The sequence below is a fragment of the Aeromonas sp. FDAARGOS 1414 genome, assembly GCF_019047065.1.
GTDB classification, from domain to species: Bacteria; Pseudomonadota; Gammaproteobacteria; order Enterobacterales; family Aeromonadaceae; genus Aeromonas; species Aeromonas veronii_A.
On the sequence record NZ_CP077210.1, the window covers coordinates 2063448 to 2089831 of the forward strand.

The 26384-nt window shown below is 61.9% G+C and carries 15 protein-coding genes and 2 tRNA genes; 5 read left to right on the forward strand and 12 right to left on the reverse strand.

Annotated elements, in window-relative coordinates; all coding sequences use genetic code 11:
* Positions 1 to 11: 11 nt before the first annotated feature.
* From I6L44_RS09075 to I6L44_RS09100, 6 genes are all read right to left on the reverse strand, one after another.
* A complete protein-coding gene (locus tag I6L44_RS09075; RefSeq protein ID WP_216954133.1) occupies positions 12 to 881 on the reverse strand; it encodes a hypothetical protein in 870 nt (289 codons plus the stop codon).
* A complete protein-coding gene (locus tag I6L44_RS09080; RefSeq protein WP_216954135.1) occupies positions 878 to 4867 on the reverse strand; it encodes a non-ribosomal peptide synthetase in 3990 nt (1329 codons plus the stop codon). Before I6L44_RS09080 ends, I6L44_RS09075 begins: the two co-directional genes overlap by 4 nt.
* Before the next feature lie 125 nt (positions 4868 to 4992).
* Complete coding sequence (gene dhbA, locus I6L44_RS09085; protein ID WP_216954137.1) at positions 4993 to 5754, reverse strand: 2,3-dihydro-2,3-dihydroxybenzoate dehydrogenase; 762 nt, start codon at positions 5752 to 5754, stop codon at positions 4993 to 4995.
* Positions 5751 to 6683 carry an isochorismatase family protein gene (locus I6L44_RS09090; RefSeq protein ID WP_216954139.1) on the reverse strand — a complete coding sequence of 311 codons (933 nt, stop codon included), beginning with the start codon at positions 6681 to 6683 and terminating at the stop codon, positions 5751 to 5753. The genes dhbA and I6L44_RS09090 overlap by 4 nt, the downstream gene beginning before the upstream one ends.
* Positions 6680 to 8326 carry a (2,3-dihydroxybenzoyl)adenylate synthase gene (locus tag I6L44_RS09095; protein ID WP_216954141.1) on the reverse strand — a complete coding sequence of 549 codons (1647 nt, stop codon included), beginning with the start codon at positions 8324 to 8326 and terminating at the stop codon, positions 6680 to 6682. The genes I6L44_RS09090 and I6L44_RS09095 overlap by 4 nt, the downstream gene beginning before the upstream one ends.
* Positions 8323 to 9471, reverse strand: coding sequence for an isochorismate synthase (locus I6L44_RS09100; protein WP_216954143.1), 1149 nt, complete (start codon positions 9469 to 9471; stop codon positions 8323 to 8325). Before I6L44_RS09100 ends, I6L44_RS09095 begins: the two co-directional genes overlap by 4 nt.
* A gap of 266 nt (positions 9472 to 9737) precedes the next feature.
* On the opposite strand from I6L44_RS09100, the gene I6L44_RS09105 reads away from it, so the two are divergent.
* Together I6L44_RS09105 and I6L44_RS09110 are read left to right on the forward strand one after the other, a co-directional pair.
* Positions 9738 to 11690, forward strand: coding sequence for a TonB-dependent receptor (locus tag I6L44_RS09105; protein ID WP_216954145.1), 1953 nt, complete (start codon positions 9738 to 9740; stop codon positions 11688 to 11690).
* Between the two features lie 125 nt (positions 11691 to 11815).
* Positions 11816 to 12880, forward strand: coding sequence for a 3-deoxy-7-phosphoheptulonate synthase (locus I6L44_RS09110; RefSeq protein ID WP_216954147.1), 1065 nt, complete (start codon positions 11816 to 11818; stop codon positions 12878 to 12880).
* 77 nt (positions 12881 to 12957) lie between these two features.
* Here the strand turns inward: I6L44_RS09110 and I6L44_RS09115 are convergent, their stop codons facing one another.
* The 3 genes from I6L44_RS09115 to I6L44_RS09125 all read right to left on the reverse strand — a co-directional run bounded on the left by I6L44_RS09115 (position 12958) and on the right by I6L44_RS09125 (position 18639).
* The gene (locus I6L44_RS09115; RefSeq protein WP_005350588.1) at positions 12958 to 13956 is read right to left on the reverse strand and encodes a LacI family DNA-binding transcriptional regulator; all 999 of its coding nucleotides are present in this window, start codon (positions 13954 to 13956) and stop codon (positions 12958 to 12960) included.
* A gap of 177 nt (positions 13957 to 14133) precedes the next feature.
* Entirely contained in the window at positions 14134 to 16035 is a 1902-nt protein-coding gene (locus I6L44_RS09120; RefSeq protein ID WP_216954150.1) for a transglycosylase SLT domain-containing protein, read from the reverse strand.
* A 99-nt stretch (positions 16036 to 16134) separates the two neighbouring features.
* Complete coding sequence (locus I6L44_RS09125) at positions 16135 to 18639, reverse strand: bifunctional diguanylate cyclase/phosphodiesterase (protein ID WP_040066125.1); 2505 nt, start codon at positions 18637 to 18639, stop codon at positions 16135 to 16137.
* A gap of 368 nt (positions 18640 to 19007) precedes the next feature.
* Here I6L44_RS09125 and raiA point away from each other — a divergent pair, with 368 nt between their 5' ends.
* On the forward strand, positions 19008 to 19346 hold the full coding sequence (gene raiA / locus I6L44_RS09130) for a ribosome-associated translation inhibitor RaiA (protein WP_005334257.1): 339 nt from the start codon (positions 19008 to 19010) through the stop codon (positions 19344 to 19346).
* Positions 19347 to 19456: 110 nt separating this feature from the next.
* Here the strand turns inward: raiA and I6L44_RS09135 are convergent, their stop codons facing one another.
* Entirely contained in the window at positions 19457 to 19966 is a 510-nt protein-coding gene (locus I6L44_RS09135; protein WP_204483842.1) for a VC2046/SO_2500 family protein, read from the reverse strand.
* A gap of 124 nt (positions 19967 to 20090) precedes the next feature.
* Between I6L44_RS09135 and I6L44_RS09140 the strand changes: the two genes are divergently transcribed.
* Together I6L44_RS09140 and I6L44_RS09145 are read left to right on the forward strand one after the other, a co-directional pair.
* Positions 20091 to 20175: transfer RNA gene (locus tag I6L44_RS09140), tRNA-Tyr, on the forward strand.
* A 34-nt stretch (positions 20176 to 20209) separates the two neighbouring features.
* Positions 20210 to 20294, forward strand: a tRNA-Tyr gene (locus I6L44_RS09145).
* A gap of 171 nt (positions 20295 to 20465) precedes the next feature.
* On the opposite strand, the gene I6L44_RS09150 is transcribed toward I6L44_RS09145, so the two are convergent.
* Both I6L44_RS09150 and I6L44_RS09155 read right to left on the reverse strand, forming a co-directional pair.
* Positions 20466 to 24266: a translocation/assembly module TamB domain-containing protein gene (locus I6L44_RS09150; RefSeq protein WP_216954151.1), complete on the reverse strand. Its 3801-nt coding sequence runs from the start codon at positions 24264 to 24266 to the stop codon at positions 20466 to 20468.
* Between the two features lie 61 nt (positions 24267 to 24327).
* Positions 24328 to 26103 carry an autotransporter assembly complex family protein gene (locus I6L44_RS09155; RefSeq protein WP_005334265.1) on the reverse strand — a complete coding sequence of 592 codons (1776 nt, stop codon included), beginning with the start codon at positions 26101 to 26103 and terminating at the stop codon, positions 24328 to 24330.
* Positions 26104 to 26384: the final 281 nt, after the last annotated feature.

Genomic DNA, 26384 nt, shown 5'->3' on the forward strand with positions numbered 1-26384 from the left:
CCAACCAGCAGCTACGCCAGCCACTGTTGCAGCTGGCGGGCCATGCCAACTGGCAGCAAGTGAGCGCGACTCAACAAGCGGCTGCGCCAGGGCTCGGCCAGCAAGGTCGGGCAAATTCGCATCTCCCGTCCCCGGTCAACCACGCGCACCAGCCTGTCGATAAGAGTCTCCAGCGGCGGATGCGCCGGCCAGTGGGGATAGAGGTCAGCAGTGGTGATATCGGCCAACTCGCACACCCGCTCCTCTTTCTCATCTCCCTTCCCAGCAACCATTGGCCCGGGGTGAAGGACATGCAGCCAACCCGGCCGTGCCACCTCCAGCAACTGGCCCAGCGTCGGCTGCGCAAAGTGGGGATCCCCTGCGACTTTGAGCAGATGGCGCGCCCCTGCCAGCACCACCACGCCGCGGGGGGGAAGTGCGAGAAGATAGTCGGCCAGCGCCTGATCCCGCCCCCTGTTGTGTAGCTGCCACCGCTCCGGAGTCAACTCTTGCCACTCGAATGAAGGCTCGCAGAGATGCACCCGCAGCCGCATATGTTCGGGGCGCACCAGATTGCTCTGGCGCAGAGTGGTGAAGAGAGCAGGAAACTCGGGGGCCATCCAGGCGGGAAAGGCGCAAGAGTCGAGCCAGACCGGATAGAGCCGGGCCAGCGTCAGCGGCTCACCCTGCCAGCTCTCCTGCCCCGTCAGCCAGGCATCGAGCAAGCTCTGATGGCGGCGGTTGCCGCACTCCAGCACCAGATCAGTCATGACACCCCAGAGCGCCGGATCACAGAGCCAGGCGTGCTGGCGCCGGATAAAATCCGGGTGCCAGTGCGGCTCCCCCAGCCCCACCAGCTTGCCCGCCAGCAAGGCTTCCCGGATAGCGGCAACCGGGGTCATGCGTCCCCCTCCTGCCGGATGTGCGGTTGTTGCCAGACCCCATCGGCCCGCGCACCAATAAGGACACCGACCTTCGCCAGCCAGTCGGGATGCACCATCTCCTGATGCAGGCAGGGGAAGCGCTCATAGCGGATTTCCCCTTTTGTCAGCGGCTCCCAGCCACGCCCATCCAGCCAGGGCTGGCGGGAAGCTGATGCTTCGATAAAGATCACCTCCCCGTGGTAGCAGTAGTCGACCGGCTCACGGATCAGCCGGTTGTTGTGGCCCACCAGCTCAATCATGGCGCTCACCACCTGCTCGTCGAGCATGGCCAGCGCACTCCCCTCTGCACCCAGTCGGGCCACCACTTCATCGCGAGTGAGGGAATCGAGCGCCTCGTCCGCCACCGCAATCCCCCCCATCCGCAGCAACGCATCGAGCATCCGCTGCTCGTCGGGCAACGGCTGGGTCTGCCACTGCTGACAAGGGTAGGCATCGAGCAGCAGCACCATGGCCACCTCTTGTCCCTGCTCTTGCAGCATGGCGGCCATCCGGTGCACCAGCATCCCCCCGAGCGACCAGCCGAGCAGCCAGTAGGGCCCCTCGTTGTGCTGACGACGCAGCTCGGTCACATAGTCGAGGGCCAACTCGTCGAAGCTGACGGGCAGCGGGGCATCCGGCTGACAGAGCGCCCGCGCCTGCAGGGCATAGACCGCCATGTCGGTCGGCAGATGGGGCACCAGTGGCGCATAACACCAGCCGAGCCCCCCTGCGGGGTGGACGCAAAAGAGGGTGGGACACGATGTGCCAGACTGCGCACCGGGCGCCCGCAAGGGCAACAGCATGGGCATGGCCTCCCGCTCGCCGCCAAGACGACGCGCCAGCTGGGCGGGGCTCGGCGCTTCGAACAGACTGGCCAAAGTGAGAGTCTGTCCGGTCGACTCTTCAATACGCACCACCAACTGCGCCGCCAGCAGGGAGTGGCCGCCGAGGGCAAAGAAGTTATCGTCGGCGCCGACCCGCGCCAGCCCCAGTATCTCGGCGAAGAGGCGACAGAGCCGCTCCTCCAGCAGGGTTTTCGGCAGCGACTGACCCACCGCCGACGCCATATCGGGCAGCGGCAACCCCTTGCGATCCAGCTTGCCATTGGGGGTAAGCGGCAGCTCAGCCAGGTTTACCAAGAACCCCGGTACCATGTAATCGGGCAAGGCAGCGCCAAGGGCGGGTGCCAGCTCGGCCAGCGTCAGATCTGTGCTATCTGCCGTCACCACATAGGCCACCAGACGGCGATCGCCGGGGGCAAATTCGGGGGCCAGCACCACCGCCTGCGCCACCCGGGGATGGCGCAGCAGCACCTGCTCGATCTCCTCCAGTTCGATGCGCTGGCCGCGGATCTTCACCTGAAAATCGAGGCGCCCCAGATACTCGATGGCGCCATCCTCGCGCCAGGCGGCCAGATCGCCGCTGCGATAGAGCCGTCCCGCTCCGAAGGGGTTGGCAATAAAGCGCTCGGCGGTGAGCTCGGGCTGGCCAAAGTAGCCCTCCGCCACCTGTACGCCGCCGATCCAGAGCTCGCCTGCCACACCGGGGGGCACCGGCTGCAACAAGGGGTCGAGAATGTGGATGCTGGTATTCCAGACCGGATAGCCGATGGGCACGCTGGTCACCACCTCGTCTGCCCGGCAGGGATACCAGGTGACATCCACCGCCGCCTCGGTCGGGCCATAGAGGTTGTGCAGGGGGGCTGAGAATGTCCCATACCAGCGCTGCACCAGATCCGCGGGCAGCGCCTCGCCGGAGCAAAATACCTGCCGCAGGGCGCGGCAACGCGCAGGCTCGGCTTGTGCGACGAAGATCTGCAGCATGGCGGGGACAAAGTGCAAGGTGGTGATCCCTGCCTGCTCAATCAGCTCGGCAAGGTAGGCGGGATCCTTCTGGCCGCCCGGTTTGGCGAGCACCAGCCGCGCCCCGGTCATAAAGGGCCAGAAAAACTCCCAGATGGAGACATCGAAACCGGCCGGGGTCTTTTGCAGCACCCGATCCGCCGGGCCGATGGGATACATGTGCTGCATCCAGAGCAGCCGGTTGACGATGGCGCCATGGCTCACCACCACCCCTTTTGGCCGACCGGTCGAGCCGGAAGTGTAGATGATGTAGGCCGCATCTTCCGGTTTGGGGGCTGGCAGATCACAAGGTGCTATCCCCGCCACGTCTATTGTCGCCAGCTGCTCTGCCACACCGGGGGCATCGAGGCAGACAAGTGGCGCAGCCACATCGAGCGGCATCTGAAGCGTACAACTGGTCAGCACCAGCGCAGGATCGCTGCTGGCGAGAATGTAGCTGATCCGCTCCGCCGGATAGTCCGGATCAACGGGCACGTAGACCGCTCCCACCGCCATGATGGCCTGCTGGGCGAGAATAAGCTCGGGAGAGCGCGGGATCACCACCGCCACCCGACAACCGGGGCCCACGCCCCTTCCCGCCAGATAGCTGGCCAACTGACGGGTACGCTGGCGCAGCTCGGCAACACTCCAGCGCTCGGCGCCACACTCCAGCGCGATGGCGCTCTGATCTGCCGCCGCCAGCCCCTCGGCCAGCAGTGCGCTCAGAGTGGTAGTCGGCAACGGATGGTCGGTTTGGTTCCAGCGCGTCAGCTCAACCTGCTCGCAGGGCAGCAGCAGCGGCAAACGCACCGCCAGGGCCTCGTCATCCGCCTCACTCCAGGCCGCCAGATAAGCTACCAGCCGGTCCAGATGACGTTCACTCTCCTGTTGGCTGAAGCGCCCCTGATGTGCTTCGAGGGTCAGGGTCATAGCGCCTGCCTCCTCGGCAAAGTAGAAGGCGCACTCCTCCACCGGCCCCGCCGCCAGCACCTGCACCTCGCCACGAACCAGGTTGTGCCCTTCACCAAAGCTGAGGGTACGGGCAAAGGGCATCAGGTTGACCTGAGGGCCAAACAGCGGCTGGCCCGGCTGACGCTGTTGCAACCACTCCTGACGGCAGCCCTGATGACGGCGCAGGGCGGCAAATTGCCGCTCGACCTGTGCCAGCAACTCCCCTACCCGGCTGGTGCCGCTCAGCTCGATGCGCAGGGGCACCACATTGACCTTCATGCAGGGGGTATCGGCCGCCGCTGAGCCCAGCCGCCCCATCAGCGGAATACCCAGCACCACCTCGCCAGCGCCGCTCATCCGCTGCACATAGCTGGCCACCGCCGCCAGCAGCAGGCTGTAGGGGTGACAGGCCGTGCGACTCGCCCGTGCCACCAATGCCTGCCACTGGCGGCCAGCAAGCCGCTGCTCAAGACGATATGTGGAGCCCGGCCCTTGCGCCGGACGGCGGGAGAGCGACGCCGGGTTCTCCACCCCGGCCAGCTGCTGCACGAAGAAATCGCGATCCCGCGCGGCGCGCGGCGAATCCTGATAGGCCGCCTCCTCGGCCAACAACTCCTGCTGAGTCGCATAACGGCAGGTGGCAGGCTGCTCGCCGGCGCAGAGCACCTCATAACAGCTCACCACCCGCTGGCAGAGCAAACTCAGGCCAAAGCCGTCGATGGCGATATGGTGCACGGCAATAAACCAGGCCCACCGCCCCTCGCCCAGGCGATAGAGGGTGGTGGCAAACAGCGGCCCCTCGGCCAGATTGAAGGGGACGGCCAACTGCGCACGCATCTCGGCCTGCGCAGCGGCGAGCGGGTCGGCTTCGCTGCGCAGATCCCGCTCTGCCAGCTGCCAGCAAGCCGGGTTGGCCACCATCTGCGGGCCATCGGCAGTAGCCACAAAAGCGCAGTGCAGACCGGGGATCTCGTCGATGGTCTGGCGCACCGCACGGGTGAAGTGATGGGGAGCCAGCGCCCCTTCCAGCAGCCAGTATTCGCCGGTATTGCAGGCGGGGCTCTGCGGGTATTTTTGCTGGGCAAACCAGATGCCCGCCTGAGCCGTGGTAAGCGGCCAGCGCGGCAGCTCACCACGCTGGTGGGTGGCGCGCATCGCCATTGTCTGTTCCATGGGAATGTCCTTGCGCAAACATCGAGCGGGCAGCGGCTTGCCCCTGCCCGCATAGCTGAAAAGCGAGGAGGCCAAGCCTCCTCCATAAAGAGAGTGTCACGTCTGCCAGATCGGCAGCGCGCGGGCTAGACCCCCAGGGTGGCACCGCCATCGACCACCAGATCCTGCAGGGTGATATGGCTCGCGGCATCGGAGGCGAGAAACAGCACGCAGGCAGCCACCTCGTCGGGGGTTCCCAATTTGCCAAGGGGGATCCCCAGCTTGAACTGCCCGGGCAGGCCCGCGATGGTGCGCTGCTCCCCTGCGCGCTGTTCCCCCTCCTGCCACATGCCGTACAGCATCGGGGTACGGGTCGAGCCCGGCGACACCAGATTGCAGCGCACCCCATAGGGGGCAAGCTCCAACCCAGCCGTTTGGGTGAGGCTGGTCAGCGCCGCCTTGGAGGCGCCATAGATTCCCATCCCCACTCGCGGTACCCGACCGGCATTGGAAGAGACATTGACGATGGCGCCCCTGCGCCGCCCCTGAAACCAGGGGGTCAGGGCCCGCATCAGGTAGAAGGGAGCGAAAGTGTTGATGGCGAAGGTGCGCTGCAAGAGGGCGTCATCCACCTCATCGAGCCTGCCGGTCGCCAGTACGCCCGCGACATTGACCAGCACATCGGGCCCCAGCCCCTCATCCAGCAGCTGTTCGCAGCATCGGGTCACGGCCTCGCTGTCGCTGACATCGATCACCACCCTCTTCACGTTGCCGGGCAGTGCCTCGGCCAGTTGCAGATCGAACGCCACCACGCTGGCCCCCGCCTCGGCAAAGGTGCGCGCCACCGCATGGCCAATTCCCTGTGCCGCACCGGTTACCCAGACGGTTCTGCCTTGCCACTCGCTCATGGGGTGCACTCCGGTTCGCTGACGTGCTCTTCGTTGACCTGATAAGCCTTGGCCTGACTGACATTAAGCTGACGGGAGAGGAGCGCCCACCAGTGAGCCAGGGTCGGCGTGCGGGCCAGCTCGGCCAGCTCCACCACCAGCCCCTGCTGACGCCACTCTTCCACCAGCCCCATCACCGCCAGCGAGTCGAGACCGTAGTCGAGCAGGTTGTCATCCTCGGTGGGCTGCTCATGCTGCATCTCGGCGGGCAGCCGCGCCAACACCTGAGCACGCAGCGACTCCCGAGTCAGGTGGCGTTTGCTGGCCGCCATCACCTCGGCCACGGTAATCACCCGACCGGCATTGCGGCTGACGTAGGAGAGCGCCAGCAGATGATCCTCGCGGGAGAAGTCGGCGATGGCATCAGCCACCAGGAAAGGGCGAATATCGCGCATAAAGGCATCGACCGCCGTCTGCATCACCCCGATATGGCCGTAGATGCCACAGATCACCAGCTGATCCCGCCCCCATCCGGCCATCAGCTCGGCCAGCGGTGAGCGGCAAAAAGCGCTGTAGCGCCACTTGGTCAGCACCGTATCCTGCGGCTCGGGCGCCAGCGCCGGGACGATGGGTTGGCGCTCCGGCGCCCGGGTCAACCCCGGCCCCCACATGTCGTTGAGCAGCGCCCGATCGGCCTGACTCTGCTCGGCGGGCTGGGCGGTATAGACCACCGGCATGCCAAGAATACGCGCCTGACGGATCAGGGTGGCGATATGGTCGATGACCTGATTGATCAGCGGATTGCCCGCCCCGTAGAAATCGACGAAATAGTGCTGCATATCGTGGACCAGCAAGGCGGCACGGCCCGGTTCGAAGGGCCAGTTCACCCGCCCGGTTGGCAGCTCCTCAGCGGTAGGCAGCGGGTAGGCGGCGAGGGATTGAATGGTCATGCACACTCCTTGGCGAGCTGCTCGCGCAGCGTCTGTTTGTCTATCTTGCCGACCGGGGTGTGGGGCAGTTGCTCCACCAGCACCAGGCGATCGGGCAGTTTGTAATCGGCCACCCCCTGCTCGCGCAGGAAACGGCGCAAGCGGGGCAGATTGAGGGGCTCGCGGCACATCAAAAAGGCGCAGCTGCGCTCCCCTAGCATGGGATCCGGCATGGCGACCAGCGCCGCCTGCCGCACCTCCGGGTGGGTCAGCAACAGCTCTTCAATCTCGAGGGCGTCGATCTTCTCCCCACCCCGGTTGATCTGATCCTTGTTGCGCCCCACCACTATCAGATGACCGCCGGGCAAGCGGCAGACCAGATCGCCGGTGCAGTAGAAACCGTCCCGGTCGAAGGCACGCTGATTGTGGGCATCGGCCTTGAAGTAACCGCGAAAGGTGTAGGGGCCACGCGTCCAGAGCTCGCCGCACTCGCCATCAGGCAAGGGGTGCCCGTCGCTGTCTCGCACCTCCACCTCGTCGCCCGGGCTCATCGGACGGCCCTGGGTATTGACGATGTGCCACTGGTCATCCTCGATGCGGGTGTAGTTGACCAGCCCCTCTGCCATGCCAAACACCTGCTGCAAACGGCAACCAAGGCGGCTCGCCACCGCCTCGGCATGAGCCGGGCTGAGGCGCGCACCGCCCACCTGCACACACTCCAGAGAGGTCTGCGGATAGTGGCTGGCCGCCTCCAGCCAAAGCGCCAGAGCCGGTGGCACCAGTGCCGCCCAGTTGACCTGATGGCGCTGCACCAGCGGCAGACAGGTTGCTGCGGAAGGATCCTTTGCCAGCACCACGCAGCCACCGCCATAAAACACTCCGAGTGCCCCGGGGGAGCTCAGGGGAAAGTTGTGGGGCGCCGGCAGGGCGCAGAGATAGATCACCCGCTCATCCCAACCACACACCGCCACGCTCTGGCGCACGCTGTAGCCATAGTCATCGTGGGTACGGGGGATCAGTTTGGGAGTGCCGGTGCTGCCGCCGGAGAGCTGGAAAAAGGCGACCTGATCGGCTGGGGTAGGAGTTGGCGCGATGGCCGTCAGCGGCGAACCATCAGCACGAGCCACGGTTTCAGGCTGAAGCCATGCAAATCCTGACAGAAGATCGGAGCCTTCAGCCTGCTCGAACAGCAGTGTCTGGCAGGGGGGATATACCAGCTCATCAAGGGCCGCGAGGCTCCCCGCTTCACCGGCAAAGCCGGGATGGGAGGGGCTGAGTACCAGCAAGGCGGGCTCAATCTGGCGGGCAAAGGCCACCAGCTCGCGCCGCTGATGGCTGTAGAGGGCATGCACCGCCACTACGCCGCAGCGGATCAGGGCAAACCAGCAGATATAGAACTCGGCGCAGTTGGGCAACTGCACCAGCGCGGTATCGCCGTGGCCCAGCCCGCGCGCCGCCAGCCGCGCCGCCAGCGCATCAACCTCACGCTTTAACCGGCCATAACTGAGGGTGCGCTCGCCACAGATCAGGGCCGTGCGCTCGGGATACCGTTCTGCAGATTCATCGAGCAGGGCGGTGAGCGGTTGTCCGCGCCACCACCCTTGTGCCCGGTAGTGGGCTGCCAGCTCGGCGGGCCAGGGGGTAAAGGGCACCAGCGGCTTCATGCGGTTACCTCCGGCTCCCGGCTTTCGAGGCCGAAGGCACGCAACATGGTGCCGAGCTTGGCGGCGGTCTCCTGCCACTCCGCTTCCGGCGAAGAGCCCACCACCACCCCGGCGCCAGCATAGAGCCGCAGCTGTCTGCCGGCAAGCACGCCACAGCGAATGGTGACTACCCACTCGCCATTGCCGTCGGCATCCATCCAACCAACGGCGCCGCAGTAGAAGCGGCGATCGTACCCCTCAAGCCGGGCGATGGCCTGACGCGCTGCCGAGAGCGGCGTGCCGCACACCGCCGGTGTCGGGTGCAGTGCCAGCGCCAGAGCCAGCACGGGAGAGGGTTCATGGAGCCGTCCGGCGATGCGGGTCGAGAGGTGCCACATGGTAGGAGTGGCGATCACCTGCGGCTCCAGAGGGACGTCCAGCTCGCGGCAGAAGGGAGCGAGGGCCGCAGCGACTGCATCGGCCACCAGCGCATGTTCATAGCGATCCTTCTGCGCCCCCAGCAGTTCGGCACTGGCCGCCTGTTGATCGGAAAACGCGTGGCGCGGACGGGAGCCCGCCAGCGGATTGCTCACCACCGCCATCTCGCTGCGCGATACCAGCAGCTCGGGGCTCGCACCAAGCAGGGTCTCCCCCTCCGGCAGCGGGATCTGGAACACATAGGCGCCCGGATTCTGGGCCAACAGAGAGCCATAGGCGTGTGCGGGGGAGGTCTGCTCTGCGCTTTGCACATCGATGGCGCGCGACAACACCACTTTCTCGAGCGGCCCCTCGCTGAACTGCTGCAACGCCGCCCGTACCGCCCCCTGATAGTGGGCAGAACCCGTTACTTCGCTCACCTCGCCATGGAGCTGGCAACAGCTGGCAGGCAACAGCGCATCCCTTGCGACCCACTGCGATTGCGCCGGGATCACCAGATGCCAGGGGGATTGGGTATCAAACGGAATGGCGCCGATGGCGATGGGATTGACCATCCCCTGCTGGCGCAACTGACGCAGATGGACGAGCAGCGTCTCCGGCGGGATGCCGGTAAAACTGTCGTGGATACCGGAGGCGACCAGTACCCTGTCACCGCTGGCAAAACAGCACACTTTATCCAACCCGACCGCTGTGGCGGGCCACTCTCCTTCCAGTGCATGGTCACACATGACGGTGCTACTCCTTGGAATGAATCACTGCCTGACACGACTTAAAGTGAGTCATTTGACTCACCAGATATCAGGGTGAACGGCATCCTAACAAGGAGCAAAAAAACGATCAATACAAATGAGAATCAATTTCATTAACTTCTTTTTAGTCAAAAGAGGGTGACGAACGAAACTGAGCTTCGCCGATAAAAAAGAGTTGCGATCGGAGCAAATTCAACTTGATAATGATAACGCTTATCATTTGTATATTATGGAAGATGTAAATAATGAAATCCTCAACCTCCCGTTTTATTGCTCCCAGCCTGCTGGCCACCACCATCGTCACTCTGCTGACCCAGCAAGCCATCGCCGCCAGTAACGCCCCTCAAGCCGATGAGGTGATCACCGTCACCACAACGGCGCACAATACCCGCTCGGCACCGGCCTCTATCTCTGTCATCACGGCCGAACAGATCGCCGCCGCGCCCGTCAATGACCTTGCCGACCTGCTGCGCCACGAAGTGGGCATTCAGGCTGAAGCGGACACCAATGGCCGCAGCGATATCGGTATTCGTGGCATGTCCGGCAAGTACACCCTGGTACTGGTGGATGGCAAACGCCTCTCCTCCTCCAATGCCCTGTGGCGCGGCGGCAACTTCGACAACACCCCGGTCCCCCTTGGCATGATCCAGCGGGTCGAGGTGATCCGTGGTCCCATGTCAGCACTTTACGGCTCCGATGCCATCGGTGGTGTCATCAATATCATCACCAAACAGCCGGGCAAAACCTGGCAAGGGGCGGCTGATGCCGACTTCAAGGCCATCGAGGGCAAGGATGGCGGCGATCAGCACAGGACCAACCTGGGCTTTAGCGGCCCGCTGACCGACAACCTGCTGATCCGGATGAACGGCGAGGTGTATGACCGTCAAGCCTGGACCCCCACCGAAGCTGCTGACGGCATCCCCCTTATCGAAGCCAAACAGACCCGCAACTTCGCCTCTACCCTGAGCTGGCTGGTGGATGAGCAACAACGCTTCGAGCTGGATTACCTCTACAACCAGGATGAGCGGCCTCTCGATATCTTCCGCAAAACCGGCAACAAGGTGCACAGCCGCCAGCAGCAAAACGATCGCAACCTGTTTGGTCTGACCCACAAGGGGGACTGGAGCTGGGGTGACACCACCGTCATGGCCAACTATGAAAGCTCCCAGATCGACGACTTCAACACCAGCTACTCGGCCCCGCAGCAGCGGGAGCTGGAAGAGAACACCCTGACCCTCAAGGGCTATACCAACCTGGCGCTGGCCAACCACTACCTGACCCTGGGTGGTGAATATCTGGACCGGGAGCTGGTGGATGCGGTGAGCTACAAGGATATCGGCGGCAAAGAGAGTCACTCTCAGGAGGCGCTGTTCGCCCAGGATGAAATTGGCCTGACCGACAGCCTGACCTTCACGCTGGGCGGCCGTTACGATCACCACGAGATCTACGGCAGCCACTTCACCCCGCGCGGCTATCTGGTCTATGAGATGAACGATGTGGTGACAGTGAAAGGCGGTGTCAGCCAGGCCTTCAAGGCACCGGCGCCGCACCAGTACTCCAACGATTACAGCATCGAGAGCTGCGGCGGCAGCTGCCGCATCTATGGCAGCGACAAGGTCAAGCCGGAAACCAGCACCAACTACGAGCTGGGTGTCATCGCAGGAGAAGGGATCTGGGAAACCAGCGCCACCCTCTTCTACTCCGACATCGACGACATGCTCACCTTCAAGCAGTTGCCGAACTCCACTGACCGCACCTGGTACAACCTGGAGAAGGCCACCACCAAGGGGCTGGAGCTGACCGGCAAGCTCGATCTGACCGACGATATCAACCTTGGCGCCAACTACACCTACCTCAAGGCGGAAGGCGATCAGGGTCAGGCTCTGCCCGAGCGGCCGGAGCACAAGGCCAACGCCAAGATCACCTGGCAGGCCACCGAGCGGGTAAATGCCTTTGTCGGCACCACCTACACCGGCACCCAGTTTGCCGAGCAGACCGTCAACAAGGTTGTCGTACTGCACAAACTGCCCAGCTATCAAACCTTCGATCTCGGCACCGGCTTCAAGGTCACCGAGAACTTTGACCTGCGACTGGGGATCAACAACCTGACCGACGTGCGCCTGCAAGAGAAAGACACCCTCTTCCAGAACGTCGAACCGGGTCGCAGCTACTACGTCAGCGGCTCAGCCCGCTTCTAAAGTAGCCAAGGCCGATATAACAGAGCGCGGGCTCATGCCCGCGCTCTGTTAACCAAGAGAATAAGGGGAAGATCCCCACTGGACAGCAAAGAGCATGCAGATTTCCATTTTCATCAGGATCGCTCATGTTCACCTCACTTCTGAATGCTTCACCCCTTGCCACCCTGCCCACCCCTGACGAGATGTTAAAGGCCAGACCCTGTCCGGCACGGCTCGCTCGCCAGATCGCACGCAGCCGCCAGCAAGCCCGCCATATTCTGCAGGGAGAGGATGATCGCCTGCTGCTGGTGATCGGCCCCTGCTCCATTCACGATCCGGCAGCCGCCCGCGACTATGGTGGCCGGCTGGCTGAACTACAGGGCCAATACGGGGAGCAGCTGCAACTGGTGATGCGTACCTATTTCGAAAAGCCGCGCACGACGCTCGGCTGGAAAGGATTTATCTTCGATCCCGACCTCGATGGCAGCGATCGGCTGGAAAGGGGCCTATCCCAGGCCCGAGAGTTACTGCTGGCCCTTGGACAGGAAGGGCTCGCCTGTGCCACCGAATTTCTCGATCTCACCAGCATGCTCTATCTGGGGGATCTCATCAGCTGGGGCGCTATCGGTGCCCGCACCACCGAATCCCAGCTCCACCGCCAACTGGCCTCGGCCCTCCCCTGCCCCATCGGTTTTAAAAACGGCACCGACGGCAATATCCGGATCGCGGTCGAGGCGATCCTCGCCAGCCGGGCAGCCCACCTCTATACCCAGCCTTCCGGTGATGGCCAGCTGGCACTGGTGCGCAGCCATGGCAACCCCGACTGTCATCTGATCCTGCGCGGTGGCCGCCAACCCAACTATCAGAGCAATCATGTTACAGAGGCTGGCGACTTGCTGCGCCAACATCATCTGTCACCCCGGCTGATGATCGATTGCAGCCACGGCAACAGCCAGAAACAACATGCCCGCCAGCTGCTGGTTGCCCGTGACATTGCCGACCAGCTGGGTGCTGGTAGCCATGCCATCGCCGCCATCATGGTGGAAAGTTTTATCTGCGAAGGGCGTCAGGAGATTGGCAGCAAACCGCTGCGCTACGGCCAGTCGATCACCGATAGCTGCATCGGCTGGGAACAGACAAGGCAACTGCTCGATATGGTGGCAGAAGGGGTTGAGGCGCGCCGTCAGCAGCGGATCGCCCTGGCGGGATAAATGGCGGATTAGAGAGATAATGCAGAAAAGAGTGTGGCCCCGATGGGGCCACCTTGTTGTTCGCTGTTTGACACTCGTCAGGCGACTGACTCCCGCTCCACCAGCTGGGCTTCAAACTTGAGCGCCAGGCCGTCCACCGGCTTGTGATCGAGCAGACGCAGCGCCAGCTCGGCAGCGCGGCTGCCCATCTCCTCGATGGGGTAGCGCACCGTGGTGAGCTTGGGATAGATGTAGCGGGCGTAGGGGATATCGTCGAACCCCACCACCGACACCTGCTGCGGGATCTTGTAACCCCGCTCCAGCAGGCAAGAGATCGCCCCCGCCACCATACCGTCGTTGAAACCGAGCACGGCCGTGAACTCGACACCACGGGCCAACAGTTCACTCATCGCCACATAGCCGCCATTTTCGTCGGCATAGGCGCGGCTGACGAGTGCAGGATCAAAGGCGATCCCGGCTCTGGCCAGAGTTTGGGTGTAACCGGCCATCCGCTGCTGACCATCGACAAACTCTTCATCATCGGAGGTGATAAAGGCGATGTTGCGATGACCGGCATCCAGCAAGTGCTGGCACGCGGTGGTGATCCCCGCCTGGTTATCGAGCCAGACGCAGCGATCTTCGGCGCCCGGCACCTGACGGTTGATGAAAACGATGGGGGTAGAGCCTGCCGCCAGCTCGCTCAGCTCCTCGTCCGGAAGCGCCTTGCTGTGGAGGATCAGCGCATCGCACTGGCGCTGCAGCAGCGCCTGAATGGCGTGACGCTCGCGCGCGATATCGTGGTTGCCAGACATGACGATGGTGAACTTGTTGGCCTGATCGACCATGGTTTCGATGCCACGCATCATCTGGGCAAAGAAGGGGCCGCCGCAGAGGTCGCCAACCAGCACGCCAATGCAGTTGGAACGCTTGCTGACCAGAGCCTGGGCAAAACTGTTGGGTCGAAAATTCAGTTCCTTCATGGCCGCCAGTACGGCCTCACGCTTTTCCGGTGCTACCTGTGCCGTGTTGTTGATAACCCGCGACACGGTGGAGATAGACACATTTGCCAGCTGAGAAACGTCTTTAATCGTTGCCACTATCCATTCCTTTATTGTGGGGGAACCTGTCGGTGCCGACGCCTGAGTATACCCTGCGGCCTGATGCAATTCCCGGAGCCAGGTCACCAGGCATGTTTCCTTTGGTAACAAAACCTTACCCGATGATACCCGGCAGCAGGGAAATTTGAAAACAGGGGCCGGCTGGCGGCCCCCGACTCAATAGGCGTGATTGAGCTCCCGCTCTGACATGAAGCGCAGCGGCTGCTGCAGCTTGTGCTGATAAATGAGATCGAACGACAACACGTTTTGCACGTAGTTGCGGGTCTCCTTGTAGGGGATGCTCTCGACCCACACGTCCATCGGCTTGTTGTCACTCTGCTCTCGCCAGCGTTTTACCCGTCCCGGCCCGGCGTTGTAGGCGGCAGCCGCCAAGATCCGGTTGCCGTCATAGACATCCAGCAAGCGCTTGAGATAGGCGCTCCCCAGACGAATATTCATCGTCGGATCAAACAGTTGCTGCTCGTTGCGATAGGGCACCCCCAGCTTGCCGGCAGTCTCTTTGGCAGTAGCAGGCATCAGCTGCATCAGACCGCGCGCCCCCACCGGCGACTGGGCCAGCGGATAGAGGGCGCTCTCCTGACGGGAAATGGCATAGAGCAAACTGGTGTTCATGGTGCGCTCTTGCGCCATCTGGGAGAAGGTGCGCTTGAGCGGCAGCGGGAAGCGCAGGTCGAGGGCATCCCACGCTTCGGCGCGAATGCTGGCGAGAATGGCCAGCTCGTGCCACCCCTGATTGAGGGCGATATGACCAAACTCGATGCGCTGGGCCACCGGATTGCGATCCATGTTGTGGATCCACTCCGAGCGGGCCGCCGCAATCTCGTTCATCGAGAGCAATTCGCGCACCCGCAACAGGAAGGGCCAGCGCTGGCTGGCCGTGCGCCAGTCCGGTACATGCTTGACGCTCTGGTTCTTGATGCGATAGGGCACGCCGGTGCGCTGGGCGGCCATAAAGCCGTAGAAACCGCGCAGGTTGGCGGTCTCCAGATAGAGATCCCGCGCCGGTTTTTGCTGCCCCTGCACCTCAAGGGAGCGCGCCATCCAGTAGCGCCAGCGATCCTCTTTCTGACGGGCCATCGGCATCATCTTCACCCAGCCGGAGAGGCCACGCCAATCCTGCTCCCAGATGGCCAGTCGCGCCCGCAGCTCGGTGATGTCGGGATCCGCCAGCTTTTTCACCGTGCTGTCGACCCAGCTACGCTGGGCAATGGAGCGATCCAGCAGCAGGCGGCGGGCAATGGCACGCTCTACCGGTTTCACCTCGGCCTGGGTCAGGCCGAAACGGCTGCGAAACAGCGCAAGCTGGCGCAGCACCGACTCCGGCTCCTGATTGGCATAGCGGGTCAAACCGAGGGAGAGCAGCTTGCGGGAATAGGGGTTGCTGCTGAAATAGGCCGGGTTCATCGCCTTGGCTGGCTGCTCGAACAGGGTCACCATCTGATCGCCATAGCTCTGCAAGCCGCTACCCAGGGTCGCGCCAAGGTGGCGGATCAGATTGGGGTTTTCCGCCTCGAACGCCAGCGTCATCCGCTGCCAGATCTTCTCCTGGGTACGCTGACCGGATGCCTGCCACAGCTGAAATAGCGGGGAGCAGGCATCGGGACGGGATTGACCGCTCATCCAGATCTTGCCCGCCCCCTGCAACGCCTCTTTCGGCTTGCCGGTGTAATAGAGCGCCTGATAGTGCATGCAGAGCAGGTCGGTGGAGCTCGGCTTGGCCGGATAGAAGCGCAGGAACTGCGACCACTGCTGGCTCTGGGCCAGATAGGTCAGATAACTGCGCTCCAGCCGGTTGGACTGGGGGGTATCCCCATGCTGGCGGATAAAACGGGTCACATCGTTGTAATCCGCCGCCCCAGGACGAAAGGCGAGCTGATAGTAATCGAGGTAAGGGAGCAGGGGGTAATGGGTCAAACGGGCACGAATTTGCTGGAAACGGGCCTGATCATTGGCCCGTACGGCGTCATACGCCTGACGGTAGAGCGTCTGGTCGGCAGTCTGCGCCATCAGGGTCGGCACGAACAGCACCGACAAAACAATTCCCCATACAGCTTTCACTGAACATCTCCATTGAGGGCAATACACCGCCCGGTGGCGGTGGGTCTACTGCCTCTCATTCTACCCGTTGCTGGGCAGCGCTACAGCGGGGAGCAGGGACTATTTTTCTGCCTCGCTCAGCTGCATTTCACGCAGTTGCTCAGGTCTGGTCAGCCGCTGTACATATTTCTCCAGATAGGGCACCGGCAGCGGCTTGGAGGCGAGATAGCCCTGATAGAAACTGCACCCCTGCGCCTTGAGAAACTCCAGTTGCTGACGGGACTCCACCCCTTCCGCCGTGACGTTGAACCCCATATGTCGCGCCATGGCGATCACCGCCTCGACGATGGCCATGTTGTCACCATCTTTCGGGATGTCCTGAATGAAGGAGCGGTCGATCTTGAGCTCATCGGCAGGCAGCCGCTTGAGGTAGCTCAGGGAGGAGTAACCGGCGCCAAAATCGTCGATGGCAAAGCTGATGCCGAGCTCTTTGAGCTCGGTCATCTTGCTGATGGTGTCCTCGGCGTGGCCCAGCACCACGGATTCGGTGATCTCCAGATTGAGGCAGGCCGGATCCATGCCGGTTTGCGCCAACACATCGTGTATCCGCTCGACAAAGTCGGTGGCATGGAACTGTTTGGCACTGACGTTGACCGAGATCTGCGGAATGTGGATGCCGTTCTCCTCCCACAGCACATACTGGGCGCACGCCTCGTGCAGCACCCAGTTGCCGATATCGACAATCAGATCGGTCTCCTCGGCGATGGGGATAAATTCTGCTGGCGAGACCAGCGAGCGACCGGCCGGCTGCCAGCGAATGAGCGCCTCGACACCAATGATATCGCCGCCATCGACCATATGCTGGGGCTGATAGTAGAGGGTCAGCTCTTGCTGGCTGAGAGCGTTGCGCAGTTCGTTGTGAATAAGCAGACGGCGATCCGCCTGCTGCTGCATCGAGGCATCGAAGAAGCGACGGGTCTTGCGGCCAGCGGACTTGGCCTGATACATGGCGGTATCTGCCTGCTTGAGCAGATCATCGACACCCTGCTCCCGATCCGGAAACAGGGTAATGCCGACACTGGCGCCGATGTGCAGCACTTGCCCCACATAGGTATATGGAGCGGCAATCTCGGTGATGAGCCGTTCGGCAATGATATCGGCCTGCATCTCCGCCTGGGGCGGGCTGGCCGAGAGCGATGGCAGCAGCAACACAAACTCGTCACCGCCGAGACGGGCCAGACAATCCCCCTGTCGCACCAGCCGTTTGAGACGGGCGGCGACCTCCTTGAGCAACCAGTCACCGGTGGCGTGGCCGAGGGAGTCGTTGATGGTCTTGAAGTGATCGAGATCGATAAAGAGCAGCGCGCCAATCAAGCCATCGCGGGTCGCCTCGTTGAAGGTCTGCACCAGAGTCTCGTGGAGCTGACGGCGATTGGGCAATCCGGTCAGCTCGTCGTAATAGGCGAGATCCTGAATGCGTCGCTCGGCCGCCTTGCGCTCGGAAATATCTTCAAAACAGATGACAAAGTGGCTGATCACCCCTTTTTCATCCTGCACCGGTGTCACTATCTCCCACTGGGGATAGGTGTGACCATCGACATGGCGACGCTGGGTCTCCCCCTGCCAGCGGCTGAGGGTATTGAGCTCGTAACCGAGCCCCCCCAGATTTGGCCAGAGATCCTCTTCCAGATGCAGGCCCAGCACCGACTGGCTGTCGAAGCCGGTGATCTGGCTGAAGGCGTTGTTGACCCGCAGGATCTTGAACCCCGGATCCGTGATGATGATCCCTTCGTGGGTCTCGAATGCAACGGCAGAGAGGCGCATCTGGGCATCGGATTGCAGACGCTCCAGCTCGGCCACCATCCGTACCGAGAAGGTATTGAGCACCGAGGTGAGATTGCTGGTATCTGCCGGGGCCGAATAGAGCAGCGCCAGATGGCCCAGAAGTTGGCCTCTGGCATCAAACAGCGGCTGACCATAATAAGTCTGCCCGGCCGCCAGCCAGGGTTGATACTCCTGCGACTCGTCGATCACCTCGAAACAGATGGCCCCTTGCTTGTAGAGCTCCTGACAGGGGGAGCCCGCCAGCGGGTAGTCCTTCTGCGCCAGCCCGTCGGCGGCCAGCACTTTGACCCGGTCGGCACCGCACAGCTCACCCACCCAGACCGCATCCACCTTGAGAATATGAGCCAGCTGGCTGACCAGGGTATTGAAGAAATCGAGCCCGGTTCGGGCAGAGAGCGCCTGCGCCAACTGGGTGAGCAGGGTGGTTTGCAGCAACGGCAAAGAGAGGTTGAGAGAGGATACTGCACTGTTAGCGGTATCAAGAGGGGCCAGCCAGCCACAGCAGATCTGCTGGGTGGGCACAAACTGGCCGCTCCAGAGCACATGGTTGAGCTGCCCCTGATCATCTTTCAGATGACCGATGAACTGTTCAGGCAGATGTGATTCATGAAGCCGGACAAGAAAGTCGGCAAAGCCTGCCTCATCTTCCGGTAACAGGCGAGCGGCCCAGGGATGATTGCCCTCCCCTTGCCACTGCTGGTAGGCCCCCTGATCAGAGAGACTCCACTGATCATGTTGCCGATCGAAAAACCACATGACTTGCGTGGCCTGCTGCTTCATTTACCACTCCAACACAACAACCAACCACGTTTGATGTCCAATCAGGCATAGCAACGCCCCCTGCATCCGCTCATCAGATCAGAGGTTGCGAGGGAAGAGTACAAACATGCGATATCAAGCAGTGGAAACCGGACATGAGGTCGACACGAAGTGCTGCCAAGAAGGGACAGAAACGATCCTATTCCCGTCATACTGCCTGCCAGTTTCATGGAGCTCAAGCTGTTTTTGGCACGAAACCGGAAAAGATCACAATTTATAAGTTGCTGAATAGCCAAGGGAATGTTATGTGACATAGATCACATTTCAATCTTTACCAATGAGTAATCTGAAGGTGAAGACACAAGCAAGACGACCCGAAGGGGGCCAATATGAAAATCGAAATTACCAGCAAAATCATCGACATCACCCCGGCTATCCGCGAGCGCATCGAATCCCGTTTTGAAAAGCTCGAACGTCTTCAGGTGCCTCTCATCACACCCCATGTGATTGTTTCCAAAGAGCGTCTGATGTTCACTGTCGAAGCCAGTGCTGGCATCCCCAACGGCAAACTGTTTGCCCAGGCAGAGCATGAGGATCTCTACGCCGCCATCAACGAACTGGGGCAAAAACTGGAGCGCCAACTCAACCGTCACACCGAAAAGCCAATTGCCCGTCGTGCCAATGCCGCGCTCAAAGAGCAGCCGCAACCGGATGAAGCTGACGCTTGATAGCATGCCGCAAGGCTAAAATTCTAAAGAGCATAAAGGCGGGGTCACCCGCCTTTTTGTTGCCTGTGATTTGCCGACAAGCATCGCGTTACACCAGTGAACAGGCACCATCAACTGAGCCAGTGCAACCGGGTATCCACCCCCTCTTGCAAACGATCGAGGATCGGCAGCAATACCAGCGGATCCTCCTGGCGTGGCATATCGGCCAGCTTTCCTTGCAACCGCTCCCGCGCCAGCGGTGACAGGTTGTCGTAGACAGCCTCATCCAGCAGCGGCTGTTTGACCGCCAGCGGCGGTGTTTGCAGCGCCAGCCAGAGCCGCACATCCACCATGCTTCCCCCCTGCTGCAGCCGCTCATTGATGGCACTGCAGTCACTCCCAGCCCCTTCAGCCACCAGCACCTCTGCCGGTCTCAGCGCAAAGTGCAGACGCCAGTCACGGCTCTGGGGAGTGGCCGCCGGTTTGGCATCAAACCAGGGCTGCTCCTCCACCGCGTCGGTCAGCAGGGCCAGATGCAACCGGAAATCCGCCCGATCCCCATGCTGCAGGTCACGGTTGAGGCGCTGCCCCAACTGGCCCTCATCAACGAGCAGGTGATTACGGATTGAACTGGGCAGCATGAGATAACTCTCGAAAATGGCGATTTCACTGGTTATCGGCCACAAATCCAATTCTTTTAATGGAAAAATCCTGCTTGGGGGTTCACAAAACCGGAAGATCTGTTAGTATGCGCCTCGCACTTGTGGAGGGGTTCCCGAGCGGCCAAAGGGATCAGACTGTAAATCTGACGGCTCTGCCTTCGAAGGTTCGAATCCTTCTCCCTCCACCATTTCAAGTGCGACAATTTGAAAGCAATACCCCGTGGAGGGGTTCCCGAGTGGCCAAAGGGATCAGACTGTAAATCTGACGGCTCTGCCTTCGAAGGTTCGAATCCTTCTCCCTCCACCATCATTCAGAAAACCCGGCTTGGCGCCGGGTTTTCGCATTTCTGGTCTGCCAAATCCGTTATTCCTCTGCACTCCCTTATCGCCGGTGCCTACTGCCGATCGCGCAATAAAAAAACGGGAGGCCTGCGCCTCCCGTTTTACTCTCATCTCTGCACTGTCATTCGGTGTCGCGTTACAGGGTAAAGCGATAGAAGATATCGACCGCCTGAGCCACCCCGCTCATCGCTTGCAGATAGAGCCGTGGCAATACCTCATAGCGCAGCTTGAATTCGGCGATGGGGCTGAAAACCCCGACCCCGTACTGGAACTGCAAGCCCGGCAGCAGATAGGCCGACAGAGTCACCTGGGTGTTGTCGCCACTGCCCGCGGTATCGAGGGAGACATCGCTCATCCCCAGCGACTCGCCGATGCTCGACACCACGCCGTTGGCCTGACTCACCGCGCCGGCTACCAGCAGGCCGTTGAAACCGCCATCCTCACCGCCAGTCTGCAACCCTTTGCCACGCAGCAGATAGGAGAGCTGTTCCGACTGCGCCATCTGCGGCTCGGAGTAGACAGTGATCTCAGGCTTGCTGGCAGGGCCTGTCACCCGCACCCCGACCGTCACCTGACCCTCGATGGTATCGGGATCCCGGTTGGCTTCGATGTTGAGGAACGGCCGATCCAGCGGACCGGAGAAGAGGATCCGCCCCTCCTTGATGATGAGGTTCTGACTATAGGCCTTGAAGCGGCCGTTGGTCAGCACCAGCTGGCCGTTGCCTGCCAGCGGTTTCTCGGGATCCTGACGGATATTGAGACCGCCAGAGACATCGGTCTTCAGTCCCATGGCATCAAGTTTCACATCGTTGCCAAGGCGGATCGCCACCTTCATCGCCAGCGGCAGACTTGCCTGCTTGGGGGCCGGGGGCAGATCGTCATAGACCACAGTCACATCGTCGGAGACCGCCACCGCCGAATCCGGCAGGCTCTTGACCAGAATGCGCGCCCAGGGAATATCCACCTGACCGGTAATCCGGGTCTCCTCCCCCAGCGACACCGCGATATCGGGCGAGACTCTGACCCGGCCCATGCCCGGATATTGCGCCTCCAGATCCTTGCCCTGAATGGTGAGGCTGCCGCTGACCGGCATCTTGGCCCAGCTGAGCCAGCCCCCCAGTGCCAGCGGCCCCTTGCCAACCAGCATGGAACCATCCAGCTCGGCCCGGTTGCCTTCGATCTTGAGTCGGGTCACCAGCTTAGTCAGGGTCACCATGTCGGAGTGGGTCTGTACCTCGCCATCGCTCAGATTGAGCTGGCCAAACAGCAGGGGCGCCGCCAGGGTGCCGTCGAAGCGGGCATCGGCGGAGATGATCCCTTGCAGGGAGCGCACCTCAGGGATGAGCGGCGCAAAGGTATTGAGCTTGAGATCGTCAAACTTGAGCTGACCACCTAGCAGACCGCGACCGGCGGGCTCCCTGATCAGCAGATCGGTATCGATATTGCCGATCTGTTTGGAGGCAAAATCGAGGCGGATCGCCGCCTGCTGCCGCTCGAAATCAAGAGCCAGCGCCAGCTGCTGATAGTCGGTCTTGAGGCCATCGGCCACAAAGGTACCCGGCGTGGTGCGCACCACCGCATGCAGGGTTGGCTGATTGCCACGCCAGCTGGCGCGGCCATCGGCCGAGAGCATCGCCTGCCAGCGGAAGTTGTCCGGCAACCAGGGGCGCAGCCGCTTGAGATCAAACTCGCTCAGGGCAAACTCCAGAGTGCCCTGGGCAGCGGAGACCTGACTCCCCTTGACGCAGAGGCTGGCCCCCTGGGAGCCGAGGCAGAGATCCCCCATCGCCAGCCGCTGACGCGGCAGATCGAGATCCAGTGCCCAGGGGGAGCTCAAGTCCCAACGGCGCAGCGGGGTTTTCAGCCGCAACTCGGAGAGCGCCCCGCGCCAGTGATCCCCCCGCACACCGCCACCCAGTTTGAGGTTGGCGGCAACAGGGTCACCCTTCATGGTCAGGGTCAACAGATGCTGACTGATATCGCCGCTGAGGTTCAAGGCCAGCTGGCTGAGCTTGGTATCCCCCTGTTTCAGCTGCGCCACCAACAACGCGAGCTCACCGGCCGGTTTGGCACCGATCGCCACATTGCCCTTGAGGCTAATACCCTTCAGGTCGGTGCCGGCATAGTAGAGCCGGTCGGAGGCCAGATCCGCATCGATTTTTGGCGTCTGCTGATTGCCACTGACTTTCACCTGTCCCTTGATATCCCCTTTCAGGCCAGGATAGATGCCCCCCAGCTGGGGAGCCTGCAGGTTGGCATCGAGCTTCCACTGGGCGCTGCTGATACTGCCCTTGGCCTGCAACTGGTTGGGGCCACTTTGCAGCGAGAGCGCCGGGATCTGCCACTCCATCTTGTCGTTACCGCTGAGCTCCCCCTTGAGGGCCAACGGATACTGGTTGAGCTTGCCATCCACCTTGAGCTTGGGCAGTTTCAGCTCCCAGTGGCCCGCCTCGTTCATCACGAAACGGCTCTCCAGCTCACCGGCCAGCGTCCCTTTCAGCTCGGGCAGCAGCTCGGCCGGATTGATCCCCTTGAACAGGGTGGTTCCCTGCCACTCGATCCCCTTGTTCCAGGCGAGCTTGCCATCGAGCTTCAGCTCCCCCTTGAGGGCGTTGAGCTGCAAGGCGATCTTGCTGAGCCGCTCCAGATCCCCCTTGCCGTCCAGCGCAAGCTTGAAGGGGGGGACATCGGTCCCCTTGCCGGAGGTATTGAGGGCAAACTGGTAGCCGGAGAGCTTGCCCTTGGCAGTCAGGCTCCCTTTGTCCAGCCGATAGCTCGGCTCATCTTTGGCTGGCTTGTGAAGAGGCCAACCGAGGCTCTTCCAGTCGAGGGCCAGATCAAAAGGGAGATCCGGGTCGAGGGCGGCCAGCGAGCCCTTGAGATTGGCGGCAACCGGCCCCTTGGCCGACAACGCCAACCCCAGCTTGCCAACCGAACCGTTCAGCGCCAGCGTGGCCTGCTCACCCTGCAGCTCGCCATCCAGCAGCCCCTTGCGGGCCTTGGCATCCAGCGTCACCGCCAGCGGGTAGTCGTCACTGAGCTGGATGTGTCCCTTGAGCGCCAGATCGGCCATGGCGTGGCGCAGCGAGAGCTCGCGCACCTCGATGCGATCGTCGGCAGCAGTGGCCGACAGCAGCAGCTTGTCGAGCCCTTCGATCAGCTCGCCCTGCTTATATTGCACCCGGGTCGCACTGACCCCTTCCAGCTGGATGGGGAAAGGAAGGTGAATGGCGGGCAGGAGAATGGGGGCTGCCTTTGTCGTGTTCGCAGCAGGCGTCCCTTTACCCTGTTTGGCTGTCTCGGCGCTGGCCTTGTCGTTGCGCGCCACCGCAGTTCCGGCTTGCTTCTCGTTAGCGGCCGGCTGTTTGGCAGATTTGGCTGTGCTGGCGGGTGCCACGTCATCCAGCGTCACCGTCAGGTTATCGAGCACCGGGCCGCGTACAATCAGCCCCTTGCGGTTGAGGGTGGCGCCGATATCGAGGGACCCCAGGATCACGGCCACACCGGGCACTGCCAGATCGAGATCCGTGACCTTGAGGCTGTCGACCTGGATCTTGAGTGGCAGCGGGCGCCAGACAAAGGGTTCGGAAGGCTCTTCCGGTGCGGGCTCGGAATCGGCTACCTTGACCACCGGATGGGTCACCGCCAGGGATTTTATCCAGAACTTGCCCTGCAGCAACTTGCCGAGATCCCAGTCGAGCACGGCGCGATCCACAGTGACATCCACCAGCTCATCCTGCCAACCCGCCCCTTCCAGAGTCCAGCCATAGCCAAGCTGACCGGCCACCAGCTCCCCCTTGAGAGAAGGCAGCGCTCCCTTGGCCTGTTGCCACAACCACTTGTTGCCCTGATGGGTAAAACCCAGCAGGCTGACGCCGATGAGCAGCAGGAACACCAGCCCCATCAGCCAGAGAAAAATACGTTTTAGCCAGATCACAATGCAGACCCCCGCGCAAGATACAGCCGCAGCGGCCAAAGAAAAAAGCGTTTAGACAACATCATAATTCAGGCCCCAATGCGAAATGCAGCCGCAAGGGCTTGTCCTCCTCCGATACCCCGACCGCCAGATCCAGCCTGACCTGACCTATGGGGGTGACCCAGCGCACACCGACGCCGGTACCTATTTTCCAGGGTTCGCTGTAATCGGTGGTGGAGGTGCCGCCATCCACAAACATGGCCCCCAGCCACTTCTCGCTGAAGCGGTAGTTGTATTCCAGACTGGCCACGCTGGTGTAGCGGCCACCAGTCAGCTTGCCATCCGGCCCGGTGGGGGAGATGCTCTCGTAACCAAAGCCGCGCACCGTCTGATCGCCACCGGTAAAGAAGCGCAAGGACGGCGGCACCAGCGAGAAGCTGTCACCTATGATGGCCCCCTGCTCGGCCCGCATCAGGAATCTGTGGTTATCGCCGAGGGTTCGCAGCCACTTGCTGCGCCCCCACACCCGCATAAAGCTGATGTCGGAGCCCCATCTGGGATCGGAGAACTCCAGCGTCAGCTGCTGGCGATCACCCCAGTCGGGCACCAGAGTACCGCGCACCCGCAGTCGGGACCAGGAGACCCCGGGGATCAGCAGCAAGCTGTTCCCCTCGTCGGCGCCCTGGGTATAGATCTCGTTCTCCAGCCGGATAAAGACGTCCCGATCCCAGCTCTCCGGCCGCCGCGTCCAGCGGTGCACACCGATGGTAGTGAGATCGGAGCGGGTATCGTTGTTGTCCTTGTACTGGTAGCCGGTCTGGATGGAGTAGTAGTCCCGCAGCGGGTTGCCCACCGGGATCTGATAGTCGAAGCTGAGCTCTGCCTCCGGCGCCGACACCTTGGCGGTGGCAAACAGACGGTGGCCGTAGCGGTTGACCCAGGGCTTCTCCCAGGTGGCACTCATCCGCGGCCCTACGTCGGTGGCATAACCGATACCGGTCTCGATTTCGTGATCGACCCGGTTATCCAGCGTCACCGCGATGGGCACCCGATAGTTGCTCGCCTCGCTTAATACCGGCTTGATATCGACCTGACGGAACAGCTTGGTGGAGGAGACATCCTGCGACATTTCGGCCAGCCGGATGGCGAGATAGGGGTCACCGCTCTTGATGTTGATAAGCGGGCGAATAAGGTGAAGCGCTTCGGGGGTGGCATCGTAGCGGATCTCGCCAAAACGGTAGCGATGGCCCGATTCGAACAGAATAAAGATCTCCGCCGTCCCCTTGTCCGGGAACACCTTGACCTGACTCTTGCTCAGCTTGGCATCAAAGTAACCGCGGGCCAGCCCGAGGCTGCCCAGATCCGCCTTGATGGATTCATATTTGGCGTGATTGAGGGGCTCACCTTCTTTGAGGGGCAACTTGTCCAGCAGGGCGCTGTAGAGCTCGTCGCTGCCCGCATCCCCCTCCAGCAGAATATCGAGGCGGGAGACGATGACCGGCTCCCCTTTGTCCACCTCAATCACCACTTTGGACGGAGTCTTCTTGTCGCGACTCAGGGTGATCTTCGGCTGGTAATAGCCATAAACCTGCAGCGCCTTTTGCACGCTCTCGGTGATTTTGGCGCGGGCCGGGCGGTATTGCCGCTCCTGATAGACCGGCAGGGCATTGAGATAGGCTTCAACGTTATCCTTGTTCTCCCCTTTCAACCCCTTGACCTGATAGGTGAGCTTGGCGGCAAACGCGGGCGAAGCCAGCAGCGACAGCAACAGGCCCACCCCCAGTACCCGCAGGCCGCGGCGAAACGCAGGGCCGGACAGTGAACGCCCTGCCAGCAGGGATGAAATGCATCCTGTCAAAGGTCAATATTCCTGAATCTGTGGTGAAGGAAACCAGCGCCCTTTCGGGCCAACCCCGAATGCGGCGCAGCACGGCATGCAGGGCATGGCCGTGACACAAAAATGCGCGCCAGAAAAATGGCGAACCTTATCCTAACATAGGCATCGGCCAGCGACAGCGCAGCACCATTGGCAAATTCGCCATATCTTTTAAGAGGTTGACCACAAATCACACATTTTGGTGACAATGACGCCGCCCGCTTTCCCGATGGAAGCGAATTGACCTGCCCTCAATAAGGCTC